The organism is Brevibacillus fluminis, assembly GCF_052072235.1.
Classification (GTDB): domain Bacteria; phylum Bacillota; class Bacilli; order Brevibacillales; family Brevibacillaceae; genus Brevibacillus_D; species Brevibacillus_D fluminis_A.
In genome coordinates this window covers 1634862-1657749 of the sequence record NZ_CM125436.1, presented here as the reverse complement: position 1 = coordinate 1657749, position 22888 = coordinate 1634862, and the positions used below count along the sequence as shown (strand labels likewise).

Below are 22888 nucleotides of genomic sequence, written 5' to 3'. Positions count from 1 at the left end.
TTCATCTCCCCTAACTCTATGGCTTCAGCGGATTTTGACCGTACCTCGTCGCATAAATCTCATGCAAAACCGGGATTTCCTCATCGTTAAGGCGAATCGCCCGTTTCCCTGCCATAAGGCTGAACAAGTAAATTTTCGCTGCCTCTTCCGTATCCACAGCGATCAAAAATGCTTTTTGCAAATCTTTGCCGGCACAAACCACCCCATGGTTTTGCAGCAGCGCCGCCGGCTTGTCGCCCATCGCGGCTACCGCCACGTCGCCGAATTCCGGCGTCCCGAACCGCGCATAGGGGGCTACGGGAATCGGCCCGCCCGCGATGGCCGCCACTTCCGCCAGAATGACCGGGATCGGTTCGCCCATCGCGGCAAGCGCCGTCGCGTACGTGGAATGCGTGTGAAAGACGGCATTCACATCCGGCCTGCTCTGATAAATTTTGATGTGCAGCATTTTTTCGCTGGATGGGCGGCGAGTGCCATCCACCACCTGTCCTTCCATATCGATGAGCGTGATGTCCTCCGGCGTCAGCTCGTCGTAGTCCATGCCGCTCGGCGTGATGGCAATCGTATTGCTGTCACGGTCGATAGCGCTTACATTTCCGGAAACGCCGACCGTCAACCCCGCCTTGTACATTCGTTGCGCATATCGCAACACATCGGTTCGCATCTCTTGTAATAACATGTTGCACCCCTTACTCGCTTATTTTCGTGCTCCTGTATCAGTCTGTGAATAAGATCGGGATCTCCCGGTCCAAGAACGGCTCCCGGCTCTCCTGGCTCAATCGTCCGTCCGTGATGATGGTGCTCACCTGATCGAACGGGCAAACGTTGGAAAAAGCCACTTTGTTGTATTTGCTTGAATCCAACAAGGCGATCGCTTCTTTTGAACGGGAAATCATCACTCGTTTCATGCTGATTTCGAACATGTTGGTGTCGGTGATTCCGTTGACGGGATGGATGGCATTGCTTGAGAAGAAAGTCTTGGTGAAGTGAAAGTTTTGCAGGAACGATTCGGCGAGCGGCCCGACAAAAGACGTGGCTTCCTGGCGCATGATGCCGCCGCACATGATCAAGGTGACATTCGGGTACAGATGGACAGCGTTCGCCACCAGGAGGCTGTTGGTCACAACGGTCAGATTGGGGATATCGTACAGAAGCTTGGCCAGCTCGGCGACTGTCGTGCTCGCATCCAGCGCGAGGATGTCTCCTTCCTGAATGAACGTGCGCGCCTTTTCCGCGATCATCCGCTTTTCTTCCAGCTGTTTGGTCTTTCGTTCCTCCACATTCAAATCGCGGCCGGTTTCCTCAATGATCAGCGCCCCTCCATGGGTGCGCTTCACCATTTCCTTGCGCTCCAGCTCCTCCAGATCGCGGCGGATCGTCATTTCCGAGACATGAAACAGCTGTGCCAGCTCGTTCACTTTGGCCGAGCTGTTCTTTTGCAGGTGCTGGTAAATCGCCTTCTGCCGTTCAGCCGGAAAGAGCAAGCTTTGTGAGGTGGAGTCCATTCGTTCGGTCTTCCTTTCCGCTGTTCATTTCTGTTCGTTGATGTTTTTTTGTGTGAATATTAGTTATTTTATGTCATTATATCGATCGTAAATAAAAAAAGCAAGCCATACTTTTGGCTTACTTTTTGTCTCTATCGGTTTGTCGATGAATCATCCCGGCCATATAACCTGCACCAAATCCGTTGTCGATGTTGACGACCGCGATGCCGGTCGCGCAAGCGTTCAGCATCGACAGAAGAGCCGCCATGCCGCCGAAATTGGCGCCGTACCCGACGCTCGTCGGCACCGCGATCACCGGCTTGTCGACCAGTCCGGCCAGCACGCTGGCCAGCGCACCTTCCATCCCCGCAACACAAACGATGGCGGCCGCGCCGCGAATTTCTTCCAGGCGGGCAAACAGGCGATGGATGCCTGCCACGCCCACATCGACGATCACCCGCGCCTCGCTGCCCATGGCCCGAACCGTCCACGCGGCTTCCTGTGCCACCTGCCAGTCAGAGGTTCCCGCTGCCACAACCGCGACATAGCCGCCGCGCTCCGGCGCAAGCGGGCGGCTGCTCCAGATCGCAACGCGGGCGTCCGCATGGTACACGACATCGCTTTCGCGCTCAAGCAAAAGCTCGGCCTGCTCCTGCGATACACGGGTCGCAAGCACGATCTTTTGCTCGCTGCGCAAGGCGCGGAAGATGGCGCAAAGCTGCTCAGCCGTTTTCCCGGCGGCATAAATCACCTCGGGAAAGCCGGTCCGCTGCTCGCGCCCGTAATCAAGCGTCGCGAAATCAAATGTTTCGCGGTCAATCATTTTCGTTCGATCGACATTATCTGTTCGATCGTGTTCATTTTTGCGAATTTGTCTGGCTGTAAACGGCTCTGCTTCCGCTGTCAGCCCTCTGATCAGCCGCTCCGCTTCTTCTACGCCAAGCTGCCCTTTGCGCACCTGCTCCAAAATGTCCGTCATGTTAGCCATTGCTCGTTCTCACATCTCCGCTCAACACCGCGTTCATGCTGCCGGTTTGGTAGCCGAACAAATCCAGTGTGACATATTGGAAGCCGATCTTGCGCAGCTCCCGGTCAATATCCGTTCGTTTGGCCAACAGCATCGGAATATCATCAGGCATGACCTCAATGCGCGCGATCGTGTCATGATGGCGGACCCGCACCTGGTGAAAGCCGAGACTCAGCAAATACCCCTCGGCCCGGTCGATCTGATCGATTTTTTCCAAGGTGATGGCGGAGCCGTACGGAATGCGCGAGGACAGGCAGGCGAACGACGGCTTGTTCCACGTCGTCAATCCGAGTTCACGGGACAGCGTGCGAATCTCTTTCTTATAAAAACCGGCTTCCTGCAACAGGCTGCGCACCCCGCGCTGTGCTGCTGCGATCCGGCCGGGGCGGTAATCGCCCAGATCGTCCATGTTGGCGCCGTCGCAGATCGTGGCGCCCCAATCGTTCTTTACAGCCAGCTCGCCCAGGTGCTCATACAGCCCGTCTTTGCAGTAAAAGCAGCGGTTGACCGGATTCGCCACGAAATTGGGGTTCTCCATCTCGCGAATCTCGGTCTGATGCCAGCGGGCGCCGAGCGCTTCGGCCAACCGCTTCGCCGCCTCGAACTCCCGCGTTGGAAACGTCTCAGACGCGGCTGTAACCGCAATCGCCTGCGTACCCAGCTCCTGCACCGCGCGCGCCAGCAAAAACGTGCTGTCAACGCCGCCGGAGAACGCGATCACGACCTGTTTCTGCTCGCGGAGCAGCCGCCCGAGCAGCGCATCCTTTTCCTGCAGCGTGAGCCGCTGCGCTGATGCTATCAGCTGTTCTTTCGTCCATGTCGACACGCCAAACCGACCTCCCGTTCCTCCCGCTCCCTGTCCGTTGCGCGGAGGTTTTTGCTCTCTTTTTTTGCTATGTGAAAGAACAACCCTTCATTCACATGAACAACTGTGAAGAAGGGTTGCCGCAGGTTCGTTATTTCGATTGTCCTTTGCCGTCTGCCTGGAGGATTTTCAGCAGCTGTTCGTACTCTTGCTTCAGACGCATGTATTCGTCAGCCATGTTTACTGCAGCCAAAACGGCGATTTTCGCTGTATCCAGTCGAGTATTCCCTTGGCCAATCTCATTCATTTTGTCATCCACATAACCGGCAACCATCCGCATATGGCTCACATTGGCACTGCCGCTAAGCCGATATTGCTGACCATAAATCTCCACCGTTATGCGATTTTTCCCCGCTTCCTGCACGCAGGTTTCCTCCCAACTACACAAGACTACTACCGTGTTCCTTTAAAACTACCGAAATTGGGTACGCTCGTCAAGAATTTCCTCGTGAAAAACGCGCTGCAGCGGCACACTACATCCGCAGCTCTGCGCCGAGTTGTTCCTTCAGCGCTTCGATCACTTTCGCCGTCGACTGCTGCACCTCTTCATCCTGAAGCGTGCGCTCTGCATGGCGGTACACAAGGGAGAACGCCAAGCTTTTCTTGTCGGATGCGATCCGCTCGCCCGTGTACACGTCAAACAGCGTCACCGATTCGAGCAAGTCGCCGGACTGCTGGCGAATCAGCTCGGTCAGGCTCGCCGCCGGCACCGAACGGTCGACGACAAGCGCGAGGTCGCGGGTGATCGCCGGGAATTTCGGCAGCGTACGGTAGTCCTTCAGCTTGCTTGCCAGCTTGATCAATTTGTCCAGGTCAAACTGGAATACGTACGTCGCTGTCAGATCGTAAGCTTTTTCCAAAGCCGGATGCACTTGGCCTATATAGCCGATGTTCTCGCCGTTCACCGACACATCTGCCGTACGTCCCGGGTGCATGCCTTTGCGGTTCGCTGTCTGCTGATAAGACACATCGGCAATGCCCAAGTGAGCGAACAACGACTCGACGATGCCTTTCAGCAAGTAAAAATCGACCGGCTGCTTTGCCCCTGACCAGTTTTGCGGAATCCACTCGCCGCTCACCAGACCGGCTACATAGAGCGGTTCTTCCGGCAGCTTGGTCAGTTTGGTTTCGCTTGTGATGAACACTTTGCCTTGCTCAAAGAAAGCGAGGTCATGGTTTTGACGGTTTTTGTTGTATGCGGCCGTTTCCAGCAAGCTCGGGATCAGGCTGGTACGCAGGACGCTGCGCTCTTCGCTCATTGGCATCGCGAGTGGAATCGGCACCGCTCCTGCGTGCAGCCCTTCGACTTCATCCACGCGAGCAGGCGATACCAGCGCGTACGAAACGGCCTCCGACAAGCCGGATGCCATCAGGTGATGGCGGATGGAACGGCGGACTTGCTGGGACACCGACAGCTGTCCTTGCGTCGTTTGCCCTTCCATCAGCGAGGTCGGGATGTTGTCATAGCCATACAGGCGAGCCACTTCCTCGATCAAGTCCTCTGGCAGCGTGATGTCGCCGCGGCGCGTCGGCACGGTAACCGTCCAGACGTTATCCGCTGCTTCAAACGGGAATTGCAAACGGGTGAAAATGCCGGAAACGTCTTCTGCCGTCAAGCTCATGCCCAAATGCGTGTTCAGCTTGGACAAGGTGAGCTGCACCACTTTTGGCTCAATCGTGTTCACCCGCACGTCAGCGATGCCAACGGACACCGTTGCGCCGGCAAGCTGCTGGATCAAGAGGGCCGCGCGATCGCCTGCAGCCAGGACGCGCGATTGATCCACGCCTTTTTCCCACCGAACGCAGCCTTCCGTACGCATGCCCAGCATTTTGGCCGAGCGGCGGATGGAGCGCGGTGTGAAATAGGCGGATTCCAGAATGATTTCGGTTGTCTCCGGCGTGATTTCGGAATTGGCGCCGCCCATGATCCCCGCGATCGCCAACCCTTTTTCCCGATCCGCGATCAACAGCGTTTCCGCATCCAGCGTGCGCTCTTGATCATCGAGTGTCACCAATTTTTCTCCCGCTTGGGCGAGACGCACGACGATCTCGCTGTTCGCCACTTCTTTTGCCGTGAAGGCATGCAGCGGTTGGCCGTATTCGAGCATCACATAGTTCGTTACGTCGACCACGTTGTTGATCGGACGGATGCCCGCAGCCATCAGGCGGTTTTTCAGCCATTGCGGAGAGGTTGCGATCGTCGCATTGGTGAAATGGCGGCCAGCATATTGGAAGCAATGATCTCCTGCCTCAATCGATACTTTAACCGGATTGGCCCCGCCGTTTTCGTTCACATTCGTGTCCGGCAGCATGACATCGCGGCCCAAAATCGCCGCTACTTCATACGCTACGCCCAGCATGCTCAGGCAGTCGGAACGGTTCGGCGTCAAGCCCAGCTCCAGCACGTAATCGTCCAGACCGAGGTACGAAACGGCATCCATGCCGATCTCCGCATCAGCTGGCAGCACGAGAATGCCTTCCTGCTGGTCTTTGGCCAGCAGCTTGTCGTTGATGCCCAGCTCTTTTGCCGAACAGATCATGCCCTGGGACTCGACACCGCGCAGCTTGGAGCGCTTGATCGCAATGCCGCCCGGCAATTTGGCGCCAATCAGCGCTACCGGCACTTTTTGTCCTTTATCCACATTGGGTGCGCCACAGACGATCTGCAAATCCTCGCCCTGGCCCGCATCCACGATACAAACGTTCAGGCGATCCGCATCCGGGTGCTTGCTGCGCTCCTTCACATAGCCGACCACGACGTTGGACACGCCGCCGTTGCGCGATTCTACGCCCTCTACTTCAATACCGCTTCTCGTCAACAGCTCTGCCAATTGATCCGGGGTCACGCCCGTCAAATCAACATAATCGGCCAGCCAATTATAAGATACTTTCATTCCTCTGTTCTCCTCCCTAGCTCCGGTTGAACTGGCGCAAGAAACGCACGTCGTTCGTATAGAAATGGCGAATATCGTCAATGCCGTATTTCAAAAGTGCGATGCGCTCTACGCCCATCCCGAATGCGAATCCGCTCACTTCCTCAGGGTCATAGCCGCCCATGCGCAGCACGTTCGGATGAACCATGCCCGCACCCAAAATCTCGATCCAGCCTGTTTGTTTGCACATGCGGCAGCCTTCGCCTCCGCACATCACGCACTGAATATCCACTTCCACGCTTGGCTCCGTGAACGGGAAGAAGCTCGGACGCAGACGAATCTGCTGCTTTTCGCCAAACATTTGGCGAGCGAAGGTGAGCAGCGTTCCTTTCAGATCGCTCATGCGGATGCCTTTGCCGACGACGAGGCCCTCGATCTGCATGAACTGGTGGGAGTGTGTCGCGTCGTCATCATCGCGGCGGTACACTTTGCCCGGGCAGATGATCTTGATCGGGGTTTTGCCTTCCTTCGCCAGCATGGTGCGGGCCTGAACAGGCGAGGTTTGGGTTCTCAGCAAGATTTCCTCGGTGATGTAAAACGAGTCTTGCATGTCGCGTGCCGGGTGATCCTTCGGCAGGTTCAGCATTTCGAAATTGTAATGATCCAATTCCACTTCCGGACCTTCCGCCACCTCGAAGCCCAATCCGATGAAAATATCTTCTGCTTCTTCGATCACGCGGGACAGCGGATGCATGGTGCCCACGGGAACCGGACGCCCTGGCAGCGTCACGTCAATTTGCTCGGAAGCCAGCTTTTGCGCCAATACGGCTTGTTCCAGCTCCTCTTGCTTGGCAGAAAAGGCGGATTCCAGCGCTTCACGCACCTGGTTCACGATTTGCCCGACCAATGGACGCTCTTCGGCGGACAGGCTGCCCATGCCGCGAAGAATTTCGGTCAATTCACCCTTTTTGCCCAGATACTTGACACGCAGCTCTTGCAGCTGTGTGCCTTCCGTCGCATGAGCGATCTGCTCAAGCGCCGTTTGCCTCATTTCATTCAATCTGGTTTGCACTTCCATCTCTCCATTCTGCTTAAAAATACAAAAGACCCGCCCCAATAAGGGACGAGTCGTTGCTCGCGGTACCACCCTAGTTAAACAATCGTGTGTTGTTTCACTCAGTTGATCGGTAACGGAATCACCCGAAAACTTCTTACTTTCCTGAACTTCAGGTTTCGGAAGCCTACTCCGGAGGGAATTCCATAGGTATAGCGATAGAAGTGCTTCCAGTCAACGACACTTCCTCCCTGCAAAGCCATAGTTCCTATGTACTAGTCTCCATCAATGCTTTATGCTATAACTAACTTGTGAGAAATTATATCGCAATTCAGCTATTCATGCAAATACGATCAGAAAAAACAGGCATAAACGACTACATACATAGGGGGTGGCCAGGATGGCCATCAATCTCGACGCACTTTTTGACCGAAAATGGACATGCCATGCATGCGAAACGACGTTCGTCTCCCAGCGTGTGCGCAGCAACCAGCTTCAATTGGTGAAGCGGGATTCCGACTTTTGCACGCATTACAAAGAGCAGCGCCTCAATCCGGTTCTCTACTCCGTCAACGTATGCCCTTCTTGCGGCTACAGCTTTACCGACCAGTTCAGCAATTACTTGCCGCCGCACGTCAAGAAGCGCATCCAGGACAACATCACGAGCAAATGGACGCCGAAAGAATTTGGCGGGGTCCGCGGCTATGAAGAAGCGATCGCCTCCTACAAGCTGGCGATCTACACCGCGATTTTGAAAGAGGAAGCCTATTGTGTCAAAGCGGGGCTTTACTTGCGATTGGCCTGGCTGTATCGCTTTCTGGACAAGCCGGAAGAAGAACAGCGCTTTCTCCAGCTGTCTGTCGGCGAATATGAAAAATCGTTCGCCCACTCCGATTTCTTGAACAAAGACAAAGAGATGTCCGAAACGCGCATGCTGTATTTGATCGGCGAGCTGATGCGCCGCATCGGTCACTATGACAAAGCGATCCTTTATTTCTCCAAAACGGTCGAAATGAAAAAACGCACCATTGAGTCCGGGATTATCAATATGGCGCGCGATCAATGGTCTGTCGCACGCGAAGAGTACAAAGCAAAAAAAGCGGCTTCTTCGGAGATGAACGAAGCGCAGAGCAGCTGATTGCGGCTCTGCGCTTTTTGGTTTTTTCTTATTGTTTCCGCTGGCGGCGCGCTTCATACAGCATGATGCCGCAGGCAACCGCCGCATTGAGCGATTCCGCAGCACCATACAGCGGAATGTGAACATGGGTGGTGGCGAGCCGGCTGATTTCCGGCGAGACGCCTCTTCCTTCATTTCCGATGACGATCGCGATGCGGCCGTCGTAGACCGGCTCATCGTACGCGACACTGCCGTCGTGAACGGACGTTACCAAAAGCCGCGTCCCCATCGCACCAAGCTCCTCACACGCCGCTGCCAGCGGCAGACGGAACAATGGCAGACGGAAAATCGCGCCCATCGTCGCGCGCAACACTTTTCCGTTATACAGATCCACGCTGTTTTCGCCAACGACAATTCCGTCGATGCCGGCCGCTTCCGCCGTGCGGATGATCGTTCCCAGGTTGCCCGGGTCTTGCAGCTCGTCGAGCATCAGAACGACAAAGACGGAGCCTGTCTGCTCGTGCTTTCGCTTCCACGCTTGCCAGTTAACCGAATGCTGGCTCACCTCGGCAACGATGCCTTGTGGCGATTTGGTTTCCGACAGCTTGGCCAGCACTTGTTCCGTGACGGCGATCCGCTTGAGCGGCCCGTCATATACCCGTAGTGCCGCTTCGCATGCAGGATCGATGCCCCGGTCCCGATCATAGACGACCGTTTTGACCTCGGCCCCGGATCGGAGCGCCTCTTCGACAAGATGGACGCCCTCGACCAGAAATGTGCCGGACGCCTCCCTGCCTTTCCGATTCAACAATTGGTGCAGCCGCTTGATTTGCGGATTATGTACGGACGTAATCATCTCTTGTTCCATTGTTTATGCTTGCTCCTCGAATTCCTTCAGGTCCAGATTATGTCCGATGACGACCAGCACATCGTTACGCTCGATCATCTGATCAGGACGCGGCGCGATATTGAACCGATCGTTGCTTTTGATCGCGATGATATTGACCCCGTATTTTGCCCGTACATCCAGCTGGCGAATCGTTTTGCCGAGCATACTGGGCGATGCAGCCACTTCCGCCACGCTGTAATCTTCCGCCAGTTCAATGAAATCCAGGACGTTGGCCGAGATCAGGTTGTGGGCGACGCGCACACCCATGTCGCGCTCCGGAAAGACAACCCGGTCTGCGCCGACTTTGTACAGCACTTGCCCGTGGCGCTCGTTTTGCGCTTTCGCGACAATTTTTTTCACACCCAGCTCTTTTAAGATGAGGACGGTCAGGATGCTTGCCTGGATGTCGGCTCCGATCGAGACGACCACGACGTCAAAATTGCGGATGCCGATTTCCTTCAGCGCCATCTCGTCAGTGGAATCAGCCGCAATCGCGTGGGTCACGTATTGGATATTTTCATTGATTCGCTCTTCATCCTCGTCGATCCCCATTACTTCATAATCCATCTCATACAACGTCCGGGCCACGCTTGAACCAAAGCGTCCCATCCCGATGACGGCAAATTGCTTCGACATGCTTTCCACTCCTTGTTTTCCCAGTAGCTTGGGTGCATTATAACATACTTCCCATGCCTCATAATAGCAGGTATGAAGCCACCCGTGCCAACGAATACTACTCATGCGTGAACGACCCGAAAGAAAGAAGGGAGCTGAAGGCATGAACATCAACTCGTTGAATTTGCGTCAAGCCATCATGTACAAAATGCAAGGTTCGGATTCAAACGCGGTAGAGGATACGATCAGCGACGCCATCTCCTCCGGCCAGGAAAAAACGCTGCCCGGACTCGGTGTGCTGTTCGAGGTGCTGTGGCAAAACAGCGACCCATCACAGCGTCAGCAAATGGTCAGCACGATCGCGTCGCATATTCCGCAGACCTCTTCTCCGGTGTAACCGAAACAGGCACGATAAAGGCGAAACAGGCACGATAAAGGCGAAACAGGCACGATAAAGGAGCAGGCATCCTACCTGCTCCTTTTGCTTTATTCGTATGTTCTAAGCTTCTCCACGGTTTCGCGGTCGAGGCGCTTCAAGACCGCCACGATGAGCTTCACCAGATTTTCATAATCGTCATAGTGAATGATCGAGGCGTGGCTGTGAATGTAGCGCGCCGGTACGGAAATCGCCAAAGACGGCACTCCGTTGCCTGTCGTATGCATCGGGCCAGCGTCTGTTCCGCCCCCTGGAATGGTCGTCAACTGATAAGGGATGCCTTCTGCGGTTGCCGTATCCATCACCAGCTGCAGCAGCCCTTGATGGGCGATCATGCGCGCATCGTACAGGCACAGCTCAGGGCCCCCGCCCATTTTCGTATTGGCCTGGTTCCGGTTGATTCCGGGGGTGTCGCCAGCGATGCCAACATCGATTGCAAAAGCGATATCCGGCTGGATCAAGCGAGCAGCGGTACCAGCGCCGCGCGTCCCTACCTCTTCCATGACCGTCGCGATGCCGTAAACGGTATTCGGGTGTTGTTCGGTCTGCAGCTGCTTGAGCGCATCGACGACGACCGCACAGCCCATCCGGTTATCCCACGCTTTTGCCATCAGCAGCTTTGGATTTTTCATGACGGTAAACGGGCAGACCGGAATGATCGCGTCCCCCGGCCGGATGCCGAATGCTTCCGCTTCCTTCTTGTTGAACGCGCCTACGTCGATAAACATGTCTTTGACCTCGACCATTTTCCGGCGCGCTTCCACTGTCATCAAATGAGGCGGCACCGAGCCGATCACCCCATCGACAAAGCCATCCTTCGTCTGAATCTGGACGCGCTGCGCCAAAACGACATGCGCCCACCAGCCGCCCAACGGCTGGAATTTGATGTAGCCGTCCTCGGTGATTTGGGTCACCATGAATGCGACTTCGTCCAAATGTCCGGCGATCGCGATTTTTGGACCATCTGCCACACCGGTTTTTTTGGCAATCAGGCTGCCGAGATTGTCATGAAAAATTTCGTCGGCATACGGCTCGACATAGCCCCGCATAATCTGGCGGACGGCCCCTTCCCGGCCAGGCGCCCCCGGTGCCTCCGTCAGTTCGCGAAACATCTGCAATCTTTGCTCCATCCTGACACTCCCCTTCATCCTAAGTAACGGTAAGCCGCGATTGCGACCACGAATTGCACGATAAGAAACGCTGGTACACCGTATTGAAATTTCGCATGCTGGGTCTTGTGCCGATACGTTTTCATCCCGATCAGCATGCCGAGAGCGCCGCCCAGCGCACTGACGGTCATCAGACTGCGCTCGGGTATGCGGAACGAGCCCGCCTTTGCCGAACGTTTATCCGTCCCCGTCAACCAAAAAGCGTACAGGTTCAGCAAAAGGAAGCCACTCCATATGTATGAGGGTTGTGCGGAAAATAATCCGAAAAGCAGGATCGCCCAGCAGATGCCGAGCACCAGGTTGCGGTTTCGGCCATGGGTTTTTATTTTGCCCATGCTATTCCCCCTCGATCTTGCACGATTGTTTGCCCAAGAAAATCCGGCGGATGATGAAAATGATCACGATCAGGATAATGATGATCCCCAGCGCGATGAACCCGTACTTGCGGGTCAAGGCAACCACCATTTCCATGTTCCGCCCAAAAAAATGGCCGACAAAATAAAAGCCTGCTGTCCAGACTAACCCGGTCGTATAGGAGTAAAGCGCATAGCGGCGGTAGCTCATCCCGCCCATCGCCACGATATAGGGAACCACATGCCTGACGACAGGAAGCAAATAACTAATGCAAAGGGAGAAGGTGCCATACTTCTCGATCAAGGATGAAGACTTGATGATATAGGCATGCATCTTGGGTTTTCGGGAAAGGCGGCGCAGGATCGGCTTCCCGAACCACCTGCCCAGCAGATAACCGATCGTCAGGCCGGAAGCGACACCGAAATACCCCGCCAAAAAGGCATAGAGCGGGTAGAGGAGCCCTCGCGATGCGAGGAATCCTCCGGCAGCCACCACCAGCTCATCCGGAATCGGCAACCCGACAATTCCCAGCCAGAGCATGAAAAACAAGGCTAGATAGCCATATTGTTGAATGATCCCCAGGAGCATATCAAGACTAAAGTCCATTGTGTTACCTTCTCCTTATCCATCACCATAACATGGGTTAATGTCAGGACAATAACGGGCGTTCGTTATTGCGTTGCTAGTAGGAATACGTTTATTTGATCAAAAGGTTTCTCACAGCTACCGTGACATCCCTGCATGGCGATCGGCAAGCGCGACGCAAACAAACGTGTTGGCGCTCTCTTGCAGATACGGATAATAGACGACAAGGGCATAGTCCCCCGCGATCACCTCGCCATCCTGCAACCAGCGCTCAATGTCAAATGAGACACGAGCCATCATCGTATGCTTGGCATACTCCTTCTCATGTGCCGCGTGCTCGGCAAAATCGGCGCGCAGACGAGCCGACTGCTCCACAACAAGCTCATGAACCGTCTGCAAATCTTTTTTGTCCACCGGATCATTCCACCAAATTTTGCGCGGACGGTGTTTTGCATTCCGCAAATAGTCGAATTTCAGCAGGCTTTCCACATGGGCGAATTCGCTCGTTTGTCGATTTCCGAGGAAATAATGGATGCGGCTGAACAAATCCTCCAGTTGGTGACCCAGCCGATTCCAGCCTTTCTCTTCCCAAAAATCCCCGAACTCCTGGAAAAAGTCGAACGGTGTCTCAAAGCTGCGCGTCACCAGCCATTCGAGGGCATGGTCCATCCGATGGGCATTCCAATACTTCTCCAAAATGTCTTCCACACGCTTGATCCGCTGCATCTCGTCAAACGAAAGCACATTGTTGCCCAAAATTTCGTACGGCGCCTCGTCCATATAAATGTAGCCATGGTTGGCCGCGCGCGCCCGCACGCCTGTCCCGCGCAGCATTTTCAAAAAGCCGAGCTGAAGCTCTTCCGGACGCAGCGCGAACACATCGTTGAACGTTTTGCGGAACGACTGGTAGTCTTCCTCCGGCAAGCCTGCGATCAAGTCCAGATGCTGGTCAATTTTGCCGGATTCCTTGATTTTTGTGACCGTGTAGCTCAGCTTGTCAAACTTTTGAATCCGCTGAACGAGGCGGTTGGTCGCATCATTCGTCGACTGCACGCCGATTTCGAAGCGAAACACGCCAGGTGGCGCATTTTCAGCGAGAAAATCAACGATATCCGGCTTCAAAATATCGGCCGTAATCTCGAATTGAAAAACGGTCCCATTATGGTTATCGATCAGAAACTGGAAAATTTCCATCGCATATTTTTTGTGGATATTGAACGTGCGGTCCACGAATTTAATCGTTTTAACCCCATGCTTGATCAGACGCATCAAGTCGCGTTTCACCCGCTCGATGTCGAAATAGCGCACGCCATCCTCGATCGACGACAGGCAGTATTGGCATTTGAACGGGCAGCCGCGCGACGCCTCGAAATATACGACACGATTGTTCAGCTCCGCCAAATCCTCTTCAAACGGCGACGGGATCGTATTCAAATCGCCGATCTGCTCGCGCGGTGCGGAAAAGCGGACATGCTCGCCTTCCCGATAAGCGAGACCAGGGATGGAGCCCCAGTTCGGCTTTTCGCCGCTTTCCTTGCAGCGGGCCAGCTCCTGGCAAACCTCCAGGAATGTGACTTCCCCTTCACCGAGCACAATCGCGTCGATGTCTGCATGCTTTTTCAGCCAATGGTCGGCATCATAGGTGACTTCCGGTCCACCGAAAATGATCGGTACATCCGGCATAATTTTTTTCAAGATCGCGATGACGTCAAGCGTCTCCCGGATGTTCCAGATGTAACAGGAGAACGCCACGACATCCGGCTTGCGCTTGTGGATATCGCCCGCAATCGTCAGGGTCACATCGTTAATGGTATATTCAACTAGCTCTACTTGCGGAAAATGCGGTCTGGTATAGCTGCGCAAATAGCGCAAGGCCAATGACGAATGGATAAACTTGGCGTTCAAGGTGGTAAGCAAAATGTTCATGGCAAATCTCCTCGTTTGATCTAACAATTCATTATAACAAAAGAGTCGCTGGACCGCCAAACATAGCTTGGATTTCGCTCCCCCTTGACGTTTTTATCTACTATTTTCGCAGCTCCCTGACCACATGGCCCAATTCCGGCAAAATCAGGCGAGTCATTGCCAATCTCACCGCGCCAGTAGAGCCCGGCACGGAAAAGACGCCTTTCCCCTGAAAGGTGCCCGCAATCGCACGGCTTAAAATCGCGGCGGAGCCAATATCCTCGGTAAAGCTGAGCATGCGAAAAATTTCACCGAAGCCCGGCATTTCCTTCTCCAATATGCCTTTGACTGCCTCTAACGTCGTATCCCGCCTGGCGATTCCGGTCCCGCCATTCAGCAAAATGACCTCCACGCCCTCTGTGTTTGCCCCGCGCCTGATTGCCTGCACAATCGCTTCCGCATCATCCTTGACGATTTCATAGCTTGTGCACGCATGCCCCGCTTCCGCCAGCAGCTGCTTCATCAGCTGGCCGCTTTTGTCTGTCTCCTCCGTGCGGGTGTCAGACACGGTAATGACCTTGCAGCCGACCGTTTTCGGGGCCGCTGCCTTATGTTCTGTTGTGCTCATGCCATGTGCCTCCTCACAAAAAATTCGGTTATTTTCAATTTTGCACTTCTCGGCTATACTTGCGAGATAGCTGGGTGATTTGCGCATTTTTGCCCTGTTTCGGAAATACTATCGTAAATGTTATTCCTATTCTTCTAACAATGGAGCGTAATGATCAAACATGCTGCGAAAATGGTTAGCCTTTCTTCATCTTGATCCGCCAAAAACGCTTGTCCTTGGGTTTGCGCTCATTATTTTGAGCGGTGCTTCCCTGTTGCATCTGCCGATCGCCACCAATGACGGCCAAGGGCTTGTCTGGATCGATGCCCTCTTTACAGCGACATCGGCCACCTGTGTGACCGGACTCGTCGTGGTCGATACCGGTACGACGTTTTCGACTTTTGGCCAGCTTGTCGTCATCTCGCTGATCCAGATCGGCGGGCTTGGCTTCATGACGTTCGCCACGTTTTTTGCCCTTATTTTGCGCAAACGGATTTCCTTGCGGGAGCGTTTGCTATTGCAAGAATCGCTCAATCACATTTCCATCGAGGGCATCGTGCGGCTGGCCAAAATGATTTTGATCTTCACGGCACTGATCGAATGTGCCGGCGGCATTTTGCTGTCGATCCGCTTTGCATTTGACATGCCGCTTGGCAAAGCCGTCTATTACGGATTTTTCCACGCGATCTCGAACTTTAACAACGCCGGTTTTGATTTGATGGGCGATTTCCGCAGCATGACCGACTATGTCGCCGATCCTGTGGTGAATCTCGTCATCTGCTCGCTCATCGTCATGGGGGGAATCGGCTTCATCGTCATGAGTGAAGTCTACGAATACCGCCACACCAAGCGCCTTTCCCTGCATACCAAAGTGGTGCTGGCAACCACGGCTGCCTTGATCGCCGCCGGAACGATCCTGATCTTCATCTTCGAGTACCACAATCCGAAGACGCTTCAGCCGCTGTCCTTCATGGGCAAATTTTTCGGCTCGCTGTATCAATCGGTCACGGCGCGAACCGCCGGCTCCAATACGATCAGCATCGGCGATATGGAGCATTCCTCGCTTTTCATCATTATCCTGTTGATGTTCATCGGCGCTTCGCCTGGTTCGACAGGAGGCGGTATCAAAACCACGACCTTCGCGACGCTGGTCGGCGCGGTTATTGCACAGGCAAAAGGGAAGGAAGATGTGATTTTTTTCCGTCAGCGGATCGTCCCCCAGATGATTTACAAATCATTGGCGGTCACGATGATTGCGCTCTCGCTGCTCATTGCGGTTACGATGATCCTGACGATTACCGAACAAGGCGCGGACTTCCTGATGATCCTGTTTGAAGCGACGTCTGCCTTTGCGACGACCGGACTGTCCATGGGGCTTACGCCGCACCTGTCGAGCGCCGGAAAAGCCGTGCTTGTCTTGACCATGTTCGCCGGACGGGTCGGACCGCTCACCATCGCCTACGCGCTGACACTGCGCAAGAAAAAAGAATACTATCGGTATCCAAAAGGAAAAATCACGATCGGATAACCGCCAAAAAAGCGCCGTTGCTTACGCATACGCGCTTTTTTGTTTCCCCGTGAAGCTCTATTTTTCTGAAAAATGGGCCATCCTTGTACTAATGCCTTCAGTATAGTAGAGGAACGATAGGGCGTCCAGTTCCTGTGCAAGATGAAACATTTTATCATGGTTAGCCGTATTACTTACAAGGACTTCCAAGCGGTGTGAGCCCATTTGCAGGTTCGCAAACGGACGCAGGGAGCGTTTTTTTATTGGAAGGGAAGGCTGTGTGCGTACGCATGGCCGGAAAAAGAGAGAGTTTCGGAGGTAGATTCATGTCGAATGAATACGCAATGGAGTTGCGGCATGTAACCAAAATCATCAACGGAAAACGAATCGTCGACAACGTCTCGTTTACCGTAAACAAAGGGGAAGTGCTCGGCTTGCTCGGCCCGAACGGTGCCGGGAAAACGACAACCATGCGCATGATGGTCGGCCTGTCCGGTTTGACGGAAGGCGATGTGCTGATCGAGGGACACAGCATCAAGCAGTCCTATTCGCAGGCCATCTCGCACGTCGGAGCGATCATTGAAAATCCGGACTTGTATCCATTTTTGAGCGGTTATCAGAACTTGCTGCACTATGCCAACATGATGCCTGGCGGCGTGCCGGCCCGCGACATTTATGCGATTGTCGAGCAGGTCCAGCTGAGCGAGCGCATTCATGACAAAGTCGGCACCTATTCCTTGGGAATGCGGCAGCGGCTGGGATTGGCACAGGCGCTCCTGCACAAGCCGAGCGTGCTGATCCTTGACGAGCCGACAAATGGCCTCGATCCGAAAGGGATTCATGAGCTGCGCACGTATTTGCGGATGCTCGCCAAGGAACAGGACGTCGCTGTGCTGATTTCCAGCCACCAGTTGGCCGAGATGCAGCTGATTTGCGACCGCGTCGCCATCATGCAGCACGGCCGGTTGATTGATGTTGCAAGCGTGCATGCCGCGGATACGGAAGAGTCGCAGCAGCGAGTGGTCCATTTTACCGTCGAACCGCTTGAACAAGTCCAGCAGCTGTTCCGCGACGAACTGCCGGATATGGCGCCACAATGGAAGCTGGATGGCTTTACGCTGACGCTCAGAAGGGATCATATCCCTGCGCTGGTCGCGCGTCTGGCAGCCAACGGAATCAACATTTTCGAGGTACATGCCGAGCAGCAATCGCTTGAAGCCATCTACCTGGAAGTGACAAAAGGGGTGGCTCACCAATGATCAAGCTGATCACGAACGAATGCATGAAACTGTTTTTCCGCAGGGGCGTGCTGATTTCCCTGGCGATTTTCGTCGTGCTGGCGGTCGGGACGAACGTCGCCGTCAAAAAGCTGGATGATGCCCTCAACGCAAAAGCGGATTGGCACCAGACTGTGCAAAGTCAGATTCAAGACATGAAAACACAGCTCGCCTCCTCCTCCGCACTCACGCCGGAACGACGGACTGAGCTGGCAAACGAGATAAAGGCACAGGAATATGCGCTTGCCCATGACATCGATCCGAATCCTGTCAACATCTGGCGCGGCCTGGACAACTCGCTGTTTCTTTCCAGCGTGATCGGCCTGTTTATGGTCGTTTTCGCCAGCGGAATTCTGACCAAAGAGTTCGAATGGGGCACGATCAAGCTGCTGCTCACAAGACCGCCGACGCGGACCAAAATATATGTGTCCAAGTTTTTGACGCTGGTGCTGACGGCGGCCGGCATGTACGTCCTGCTGCTCGTGGTGTCCTTTCTCACCTCGATGTTCACGTATGGATTTGCCCAGATGGGACAGCCGATCGTCTCGGTGGGAAAAACAGGCGAGATCGCGCTCACGAGCCCGATTGTCCCCGTGCTTGCCAACGCCGGCTTCCGCTTCATCGAGACCTTCATTTTGCTGACCATTGCCTATGCGCTGTCCATTTTGCTTGGCAACAACTCGGCAGCCATCGTGATTACACTCGTGTTGAGCGTGAGCGGCGGCCCACTCGGTTTCTTTGTCGAGCGGTACACCTGGCTGAAGTATTACTTGTTCCTGCATGCTGATTTGTCCGGCTATGCACAAGGCAATCCGCCGGTTCCGGGGATGGGGCTTGCCTCCTCGATTTCGATTATTCTAGTCTACATGTTGATCTTGCTGATTTCGTCGTGGTATACCTTCAAAAGGCGTGATCTTGCTTCGAAATAAAGAGGGCTGCGATGCATGTGTAGCCTGCGGGGCAATTCAAGTGGGAATCGCGGTCGCTTACACGAGCACAGACGACCGCTGCTGTATTTTGGCCTGTTCCTCCTTTTCGGGGAACAGGCCTTTTGTAGGAAGGGAGGAATCATGATGGACTATCCATTTTACGAAATGACACAGGAACAAGCTGAAGAGATCATTACGATTGTGAAATTTCAAGACAGCAGAAAACCCGATCCATCTAACAGGATCGGGTCACGGTTCAACTACTTTATTACTGTAATGTTGATCGATACCGTTTTTCCTTTGTAGGTTGCCAGGATTTTGGCGGTACCAGGTGAAACCGCCGTAATCACCCCGTCACTTACCGTAACAATTTGTTCATCGCTTGACGTCCACACAGCTTTATCCGTGACATTTTTCGTCGTTCCGTCTTGATAATAAGCCGTTAGTTTCAACGATTCGGATTGTCCCGCCGTCAGCTTGAGCGTTCGTTTGTTTACTGAAATACGTTTGATTTGCTTATCTTTGGTTACTTCTACGGTAAGGATCGCTGTCTTATCCCCGTATGCAGCGCGTATCGTCGTTGTTCCCGGAGCGATTGCAGTCAACTTCCCATCCTTCACGCTGACCACTTCCGAATCGTCTGAACTCCATTCTACGATTTTCGTTGCCTCGATCGACTTTCCGTTAGAAAGTGAAGCTCTTACTCTCAATCGTTTGCTTTCTCCACTCATCAGAGAAATTCGATCTTCTTCTAAGGGGAAAGAGAGTTCTTTCACTTCGGCTTTGGAAACCATAACAGCAATTTCGATGCGCTGGTCTAAATAGCTGATGGTTATGGTTGCTTCGCCCTCTTTTTTACCCGCCTTGATCTTACCTGGTTTGACGGAAACCTTAGAGGTAGAGCTACTCTCATATTGGGTCATTTTATCAAGCGTAATCTCTTCCCGTTTCCCGTCGGAATAGAGCGCAAACACCTCGAAGTCCACTGATTTGTTCGGTTTCAACAACAAACCTTGTGTTGTCGCTTCCACCCCGAGCAGTTTTACCTCTTCTTTCTTTGCTTCAACCATTACCTTAGTTGTAGCCGTTTTTCCTCCATCTCTCGTTATAACGGTGATAATCGCTTCGCCTTCCGAATGCGGCGTTACTACGCCATATTCATTAACTTGAGCCACCGCTGGATTACTGCTGCTCCAGATGACCATGGCGTTGGTCGCGTATGACGGGTAAACAGTTGCATGCAGCGTTTCACTGTTACCTTCTGCAATCAGTTTCAGGCTTGTTTGATCCAAAGTCACACCACTCACAGGGTAATATACGGGAGAATTCGGTGCAGCACTCACCACTTGCTTCACCGTAAACGTTACGTTCGTCATGTTGTCTGCTGAAACCGTAACGGTTGCGGTGTACGTTCCTGCTGCCAGTCCGTCCTTCACTTTCACCGTGAAGGTGGTCGAAGTGGTTCCTGTGTTTAGTGTTGTAGCAGTAGGCCGTGTGATTTCAAAATCAGCTGCATTCAGACCACCTAAGGAAGCGGCGAGGTTGTTCAAATCTCCCGTGCCTGTTCTCGTGACGGTGATCGTCTTCCTCTCCTGAGACCCTGATCGATACTGTGCGGTCAACCCTGCAAGCGTCTGATCCACGATCGGAGCGATCGTGTAGGTCAGCGTTGATGGGATGACCACGTTGGACTCGACGGAGGTTACGCCGCTGCCGACCACATTTACCGCCTTCACGGTAAACGTATAGCTCGTTCCGTTGATCAAGCCAGCAACGATAATCGGGCTAGCCGCTCCGGTTGCCGTCTGGCCTCCCGGACTTGCGGTGACCGTGTAGCTCGTGATCGGACTGCCGCCGTCGCTTGTCGGCGGCGTAAAGCTGACCGTCGCTTCGCCGTTTCCTGCGACCGCCGTTACACCCGTTGGAGCGCCCGGCGCGGCAGCATCGGTCGTGATGTCCACCGTATTCGAGCTGCCTGCGTTCGCCCCGCCGGTAACTACCAAACGGAAATCATACGCGGTTGCTGCGCTCAATCCAGTTACCGTAGCGCTAGTCGCATTGACCGCAATCGTGCCTGTCGTTGCCGTTGTCCACGTGTTCGCGCCTGCTGGCGACTGCTCGATCATGATGCCCGTCGCCCCGCTTGCTTCTGTCCAACTGAACGATGCCGTCGTGCTTGTCTTCGCTATGCTGGCAAAGTCGGTTATCGGAGATGCTGGTATTCTCAGCTTCTGAATACGAAAGTTAAACGAATCTGCCACATACACATTCCCGCCGCTATCTACCGCTACTCCAGCTGGTGTATTAAACTCACCCAGGCCGTTTCCCGGGCCTCCGTCGCTCTTTTTCCACTCGCTCCATGCACTCGTGGATCTGGTCAACTTCTGTACCCGATGGTTGCCACTATCAGTCACATACACATTCCCGCTGCTGTCTACGGCTACTCCAAATGGCTTCGTAAACTCGCCCAAGTCGCTTCCTGCGCCGCCATCAACTTTCCCCCACTCGCTCCATGTATTCGTGGATACGGTCAGCTTTTGTATCCGATGATTGCCATAATCCGCCACATACACATTCCCGCTGCTGTCTATCGCCACTCCACTTGGACTAGCAAACTCACCCAAGCCGTTTCCTGCGTAGCCGTCAACTTTTCCCCACTCGCTCCATGTATTCGTGGATGCGGTCAGCTTCTGTATCCGATGGTTGCCACTATCTGCCACATACACATTCCCACTGCTGTCTACGGCTACACCACTTGGCTGGTTAAACTCGCCCAAGCCGCTTCCTTCTCCGCCATCAACCTTTTTCCACTCGCTCCATGTATTCGTGGATATGGTCAGCTTCTGTATCCGATTGTTGCCATAATCCGCCACATACACATTCCCGCTGCTGTCTACCGCTACTCCAAATGGCATCGAAAACTCGCCTAGGTCGCTTCCAGCGCCACCGCCGATCTTTTTCCACTCGCTCCATGTATTCGTAGATCCGCTCAGCTTCTGTATGCGATTGTTGATAGCATCAACCACATACATATTCCCGCTGCTGTCTACCGCCACTCCACTTGGAACATTAAACTCGCCCAGGAGACTGCCCGAAACAATGGTTGTTGCACACCACTGACTCCATATATTTTCGGCTGCTGTCAGCTTCTGAATGCGATGGTTGCCATAATCCGCCACATACAGATTCCCGCTACGATCTACCGCTACTCCGGCTGGCGTATGAAACTCGCCCAAGCCGCTTCCCGGACCTCCGTCGCTCGTTTTCCACTCGCTCCATGCACTCGTGGATATGGTCAACTTCTGTATCCGATGGTTGCCACTATCAGTCACATACACATTCCCGCTGCTGTCTACGGCTACTCCAAATGGCTTCGTAAACTCGCCCAAGTCGCTTCCTGCGTAGCCGTCAGCTTTCCCCCACTCGCTCCATGTATTCGTGGAGATGGTCAGCTTCTGTATCCGATGATTGCCATAATCCGCCACATATACATTCCCGCTACTGTCTACCGCTACTCCACTTGGACTAGCAAACTCACCCAAGCCGTTTCCTGCGTAGCCGTCAGCTTTTCCCCACTCATTCCATGTATTCGTGGATGCGGTCAGCTTCTGTATCCGATGGTTTCCACTATCTGCCACATACACATTCCCACTGCTGTCTACGGCTACACCACTTGGCTGGTTAAACTCGCCCAAGCCGCTTCCTGCGTCGCCATCAACCTTTTTCCACTCGCTCCATGTATTCGTGGAGATGGTCAGCTTCTGTATCCGATTGTTGCCATAATCCGCTACATACACATTCCCGCTGCCGTCTACGGCTACTCCAAATGGCATCGAAAACTCGCCTAGGTCGCTTCCTGCGCCGCCGCCGACCTTTTTCCACTCGCTCCATGTATTCGTGGATACGGTCAGCTTCTGTATCCGATTGTTGAAAACATCAGCCACATACATATTCCCGCTACTGTCCACGGCTACACCAGTTGGCGAATTAAAACCGCCCGGATTTGAACTGTTGATCGGCGCTGGCCGGCCATATTGACTCCATGTATCTGCTGCAAACACCGGAACTGCAAACATGCTCGCACATGCAATCAACAACACGACGCTTAAGATGTACAGCTTACCCAACCGTTTTCCGGATTTCGCCTGATTATTCACAGAACTCGTCCCCATTCGCTACTAACCCCACATTCGAT

Annotated in this window: 20 protein-coding genes and 1 other annotated feature; of the genes, 5 read left to right on the top strand and 15 right to left on the bottom strand. The window is 53.9% G+C overall.

Annotated elements, in window-relative coordinates:
- Positions 1-16: 16 nt before the first annotated feature.
- The 7 genes from ACTID9_RS08405 to pheS all read right to left on the bottom strand — a co-directional run bounded on the left by ACTID9_RS08405 (position 17) and on the right by pheS (position 7321).
- Positions 17-679 carry a class II aldolase/adducin family protein gene (locus tag ACTID9_RS08405; protein WP_441070754.1) on the bottom strand — a complete coding sequence of 221 codons (663 nt, stop codon included), beginning with the start codon at positions 677-679 and terminating at the stop codon, positions 17-19.
- A gap of 37 nt (positions 680-716) precedes the next feature.
- Positions 717-1505 (bottom strand): DeoR/GlpR family DNA-binding transcription regulator, encoded by a 789-nt coding sequence (locus ACTID9_RS08400; RefSeq protein WP_441070753.1) that lies wholly within the window; start codon positions 1503-1505, stop codon positions 717-719.
- 118 nt (positions 1506-1623) lie between these two features.
- On the bottom strand, positions 1624-2472 hold the full coding sequence (gene larB / locus ACTID9_RS08395; RefSeq protein WP_441070752.1) for a nickel pincer cofactor biosynthesis protein LarB: 849 nt from the start codon (positions 2470-2472) through the stop codon (positions 1624-1626).
- Positions 2465-3337, bottom strand: coding sequence for an ATP-dependent sacrificial sulfur transferase LarE (gene larE / locus ACTID9_RS08390; RefSeq protein WP_441070751.1), 873 nt, complete (start codon positions 3335-3337; stop codon positions 2465-2467). Before larE ends, larB begins: the two co-directional genes overlap by 8 nt.
- A gap of 130 nt (positions 3338-3467) precedes the next feature.
- Complete coding sequence (gene zapA, locus ACTID9_RS08385) at positions 3468-3740, bottom strand: cell division protein ZapA (protein WP_122917272.1); 273 nt, start codon at positions 3738-3740, stop codon at positions 3468-3470.
- Positions 3741-3849: 109 nt separating this feature from the next.
- Complete coding sequence (gene pheT / locus ACTID9_RS08380) at positions 3850-6270, bottom strand: phenylalanine--tRNA ligase subunit beta (protein WP_441070750.1); 2421 nt, start codon at positions 6268-6270, stop codon at positions 3850-3852.
- A 16-nt stretch (positions 6271-6286) separates the two neighbouring features.
- A complete protein-coding gene (gene pheS / locus ACTID9_RS08375; RefSeq protein WP_441070749.1) occupies positions 6287-7321 on the bottom strand; it encodes a phenylalanine--tRNA ligase subunit alpha in 1035 nt (344 codons plus the stop codon).
- Between the two features lie 44 nt (positions 7322-7365).
- Positions 7366-7601: a binding site (T-box leader), on the bottom strand.
- Positions 7602-7703: 102 nt separating this feature from the next.
- On the opposite strand from pheS, the gene ACTID9_RS08370 reads away from it, so the two are divergent.
- On the top strand, positions 7704-8441 hold the full coding sequence (locus ACTID9_RS08370; protein ID WP_441070748.1) for a DUF2225 domain-containing protein: 738 nt from the start codon (positions 7704-7706) through the stop codon (positions 8439-8441).
- Positions 8442-8469: 28 nt separating this feature from the next.
- Here the strand turns inward: ACTID9_RS08370 and ACTID9_RS08365 are convergent, their stop codons facing one another.
- Positions 8470-9288 (bottom strand): TrmH family RNA methyltransferase, encoded by an 819-nt coding sequence (locus ACTID9_RS08365; RefSeq protein ID WP_441070747.1) that lies wholly within the window; start codon positions 9286-9288, stop codon positions 8470-8472.
- Positions 9289-9291: 3 nt separating this feature from the next.
- The gene (locus ACTID9_RS08360; protein ID WP_441070746.1) at positions 9292-9945 is read right to left on the bottom strand and encodes a potassium channel family protein; all 654 of its coding nucleotides are present in this window, start codon (positions 9943-9945) and stop codon (positions 9292-9294) included.
- A gap of 142 nt (positions 9946-10087) precedes the next feature.
- Here ACTID9_RS08360 and sspI point away from each other — a divergent pair, with 142 nt between their 5' ends.
- Complete coding sequence (sspI, locus tag ACTID9_RS08355; RefSeq protein WP_441070745.1) at positions 10088-10321, top strand: small acid-soluble spore protein SspI; 234 nt, start codon at positions 10088-10090, stop codon at positions 10319-10321.
- A gap of 89 nt (positions 10322-10410) precedes the next feature.
- On the opposite strand, the gene ACTID9_RS08350 is transcribed toward sspI, so the two are convergent.
- From ACTID9_RS08350 to ACTID9_RS08330, 5 genes are all read right to left on the bottom strand, one after another.
- Positions 10411-11490: a M42 family metallopeptidase gene (locus tag ACTID9_RS08350; protein WP_441070744.1), complete on the bottom strand. Its 1080-nt coding sequence runs from the start codon at positions 11488-11490 to the stop codon at positions 10411-10413.
- A gap of 14 nt (positions 11491-11504) precedes the next feature.
- Complete coding sequence (locus ACTID9_RS08345; RefSeq protein ID WP_441070743.1) at positions 11505-11864, bottom strand: DUF1294 domain-containing protein; 360 nt, start codon at positions 11862-11864, stop codon at positions 11505-11507.
- A 1-nt stretch (position 11865) separates the two neighbouring features.
- Positions 11866-12489, bottom strand: coding sequence for a DedA family protein (locus tag ACTID9_RS08340; RefSeq protein WP_441070742.1), 624 nt, complete (start codon positions 12487-12489; stop codon positions 11866-11868).
- A gap of 117 nt (positions 12490-12606) precedes the next feature.
- Positions 12607-14394, bottom strand: a complete 1788-nt coding sequence (locus ACTID9_RS08335) for a B12-binding domain-containing radical SAM protein (RefSeq protein WP_441070741.1) — start codon at positions 14392-14394, stop codon at positions 12607-12609.
- A gap of 100 nt (positions 14395-14494) precedes the next feature.
- Positions 14495-15001 (bottom strand): MogA/MoaB family molybdenum cofactor biosynthesis protein, encoded by a 507-nt coding sequence (locus tag ACTID9_RS08330; RefSeq protein WP_441070740.1) that lies wholly within the window; start codon positions 14999-15001, stop codon positions 14495-14497.
- Between the two features lie 160 nt (positions 15002-15161).
- On the opposite strand from ACTID9_RS08330, the gene ACTID9_RS08325 reads away from it, so the two are divergent.
- The 3 genes from ACTID9_RS08325 (at position 15162) to ACTID9_RS08315 (ending at position 18693) form a co-directional block, all read left to right on the top strand.
- Positions 15162-16508, top strand: a complete 1347-nt coding sequence (locus ACTID9_RS08325) for a TrkH family potassium uptake protein (protein WP_441070739.1) — start codon at positions 15162-15164, stop codon at positions 16506-16508.
- Between the two features lie 305 nt (positions 16509-16813).
- On the top strand, positions 16814-17746 hold the full coding sequence (locus tag ACTID9_RS08320) for an ABC transporter ATP-binding protein (protein ID WP_441070738.1): 933 nt from the start codon (positions 16814-16816) through the stop codon (positions 17744-17746).
- Positions 17743-18693 carry an ABC transporter permease gene (locus ACTID9_RS08315; protein WP_441070737.1) on the top strand — a complete coding sequence of 317 codons (951 nt, stop codon included), beginning with the start codon at positions 17743-17745 and terminating at the stop codon, positions 18691-18693. The genes ACTID9_RS08320 and ACTID9_RS08315 overlap by 4 nt, the downstream gene beginning before the upstream one ends.
- A 260-nt stretch (positions 18694-18953) precedes the next feature.
- Here ACTID9_RS08315 and ACTID9_RS08310 read toward each other — a convergent pair whose 3' ends face one another.
- Entirely contained in the window at positions 18954-22865 is a 3912-nt protein-coding gene (locus ACTID9_RS08310; RefSeq protein ID WP_441070736.1) for an Ig-like domain-containing protein, read from the bottom strand.
- Between the last annotated feature and the right edge of the window lie 23 nt (positions 22866-22888).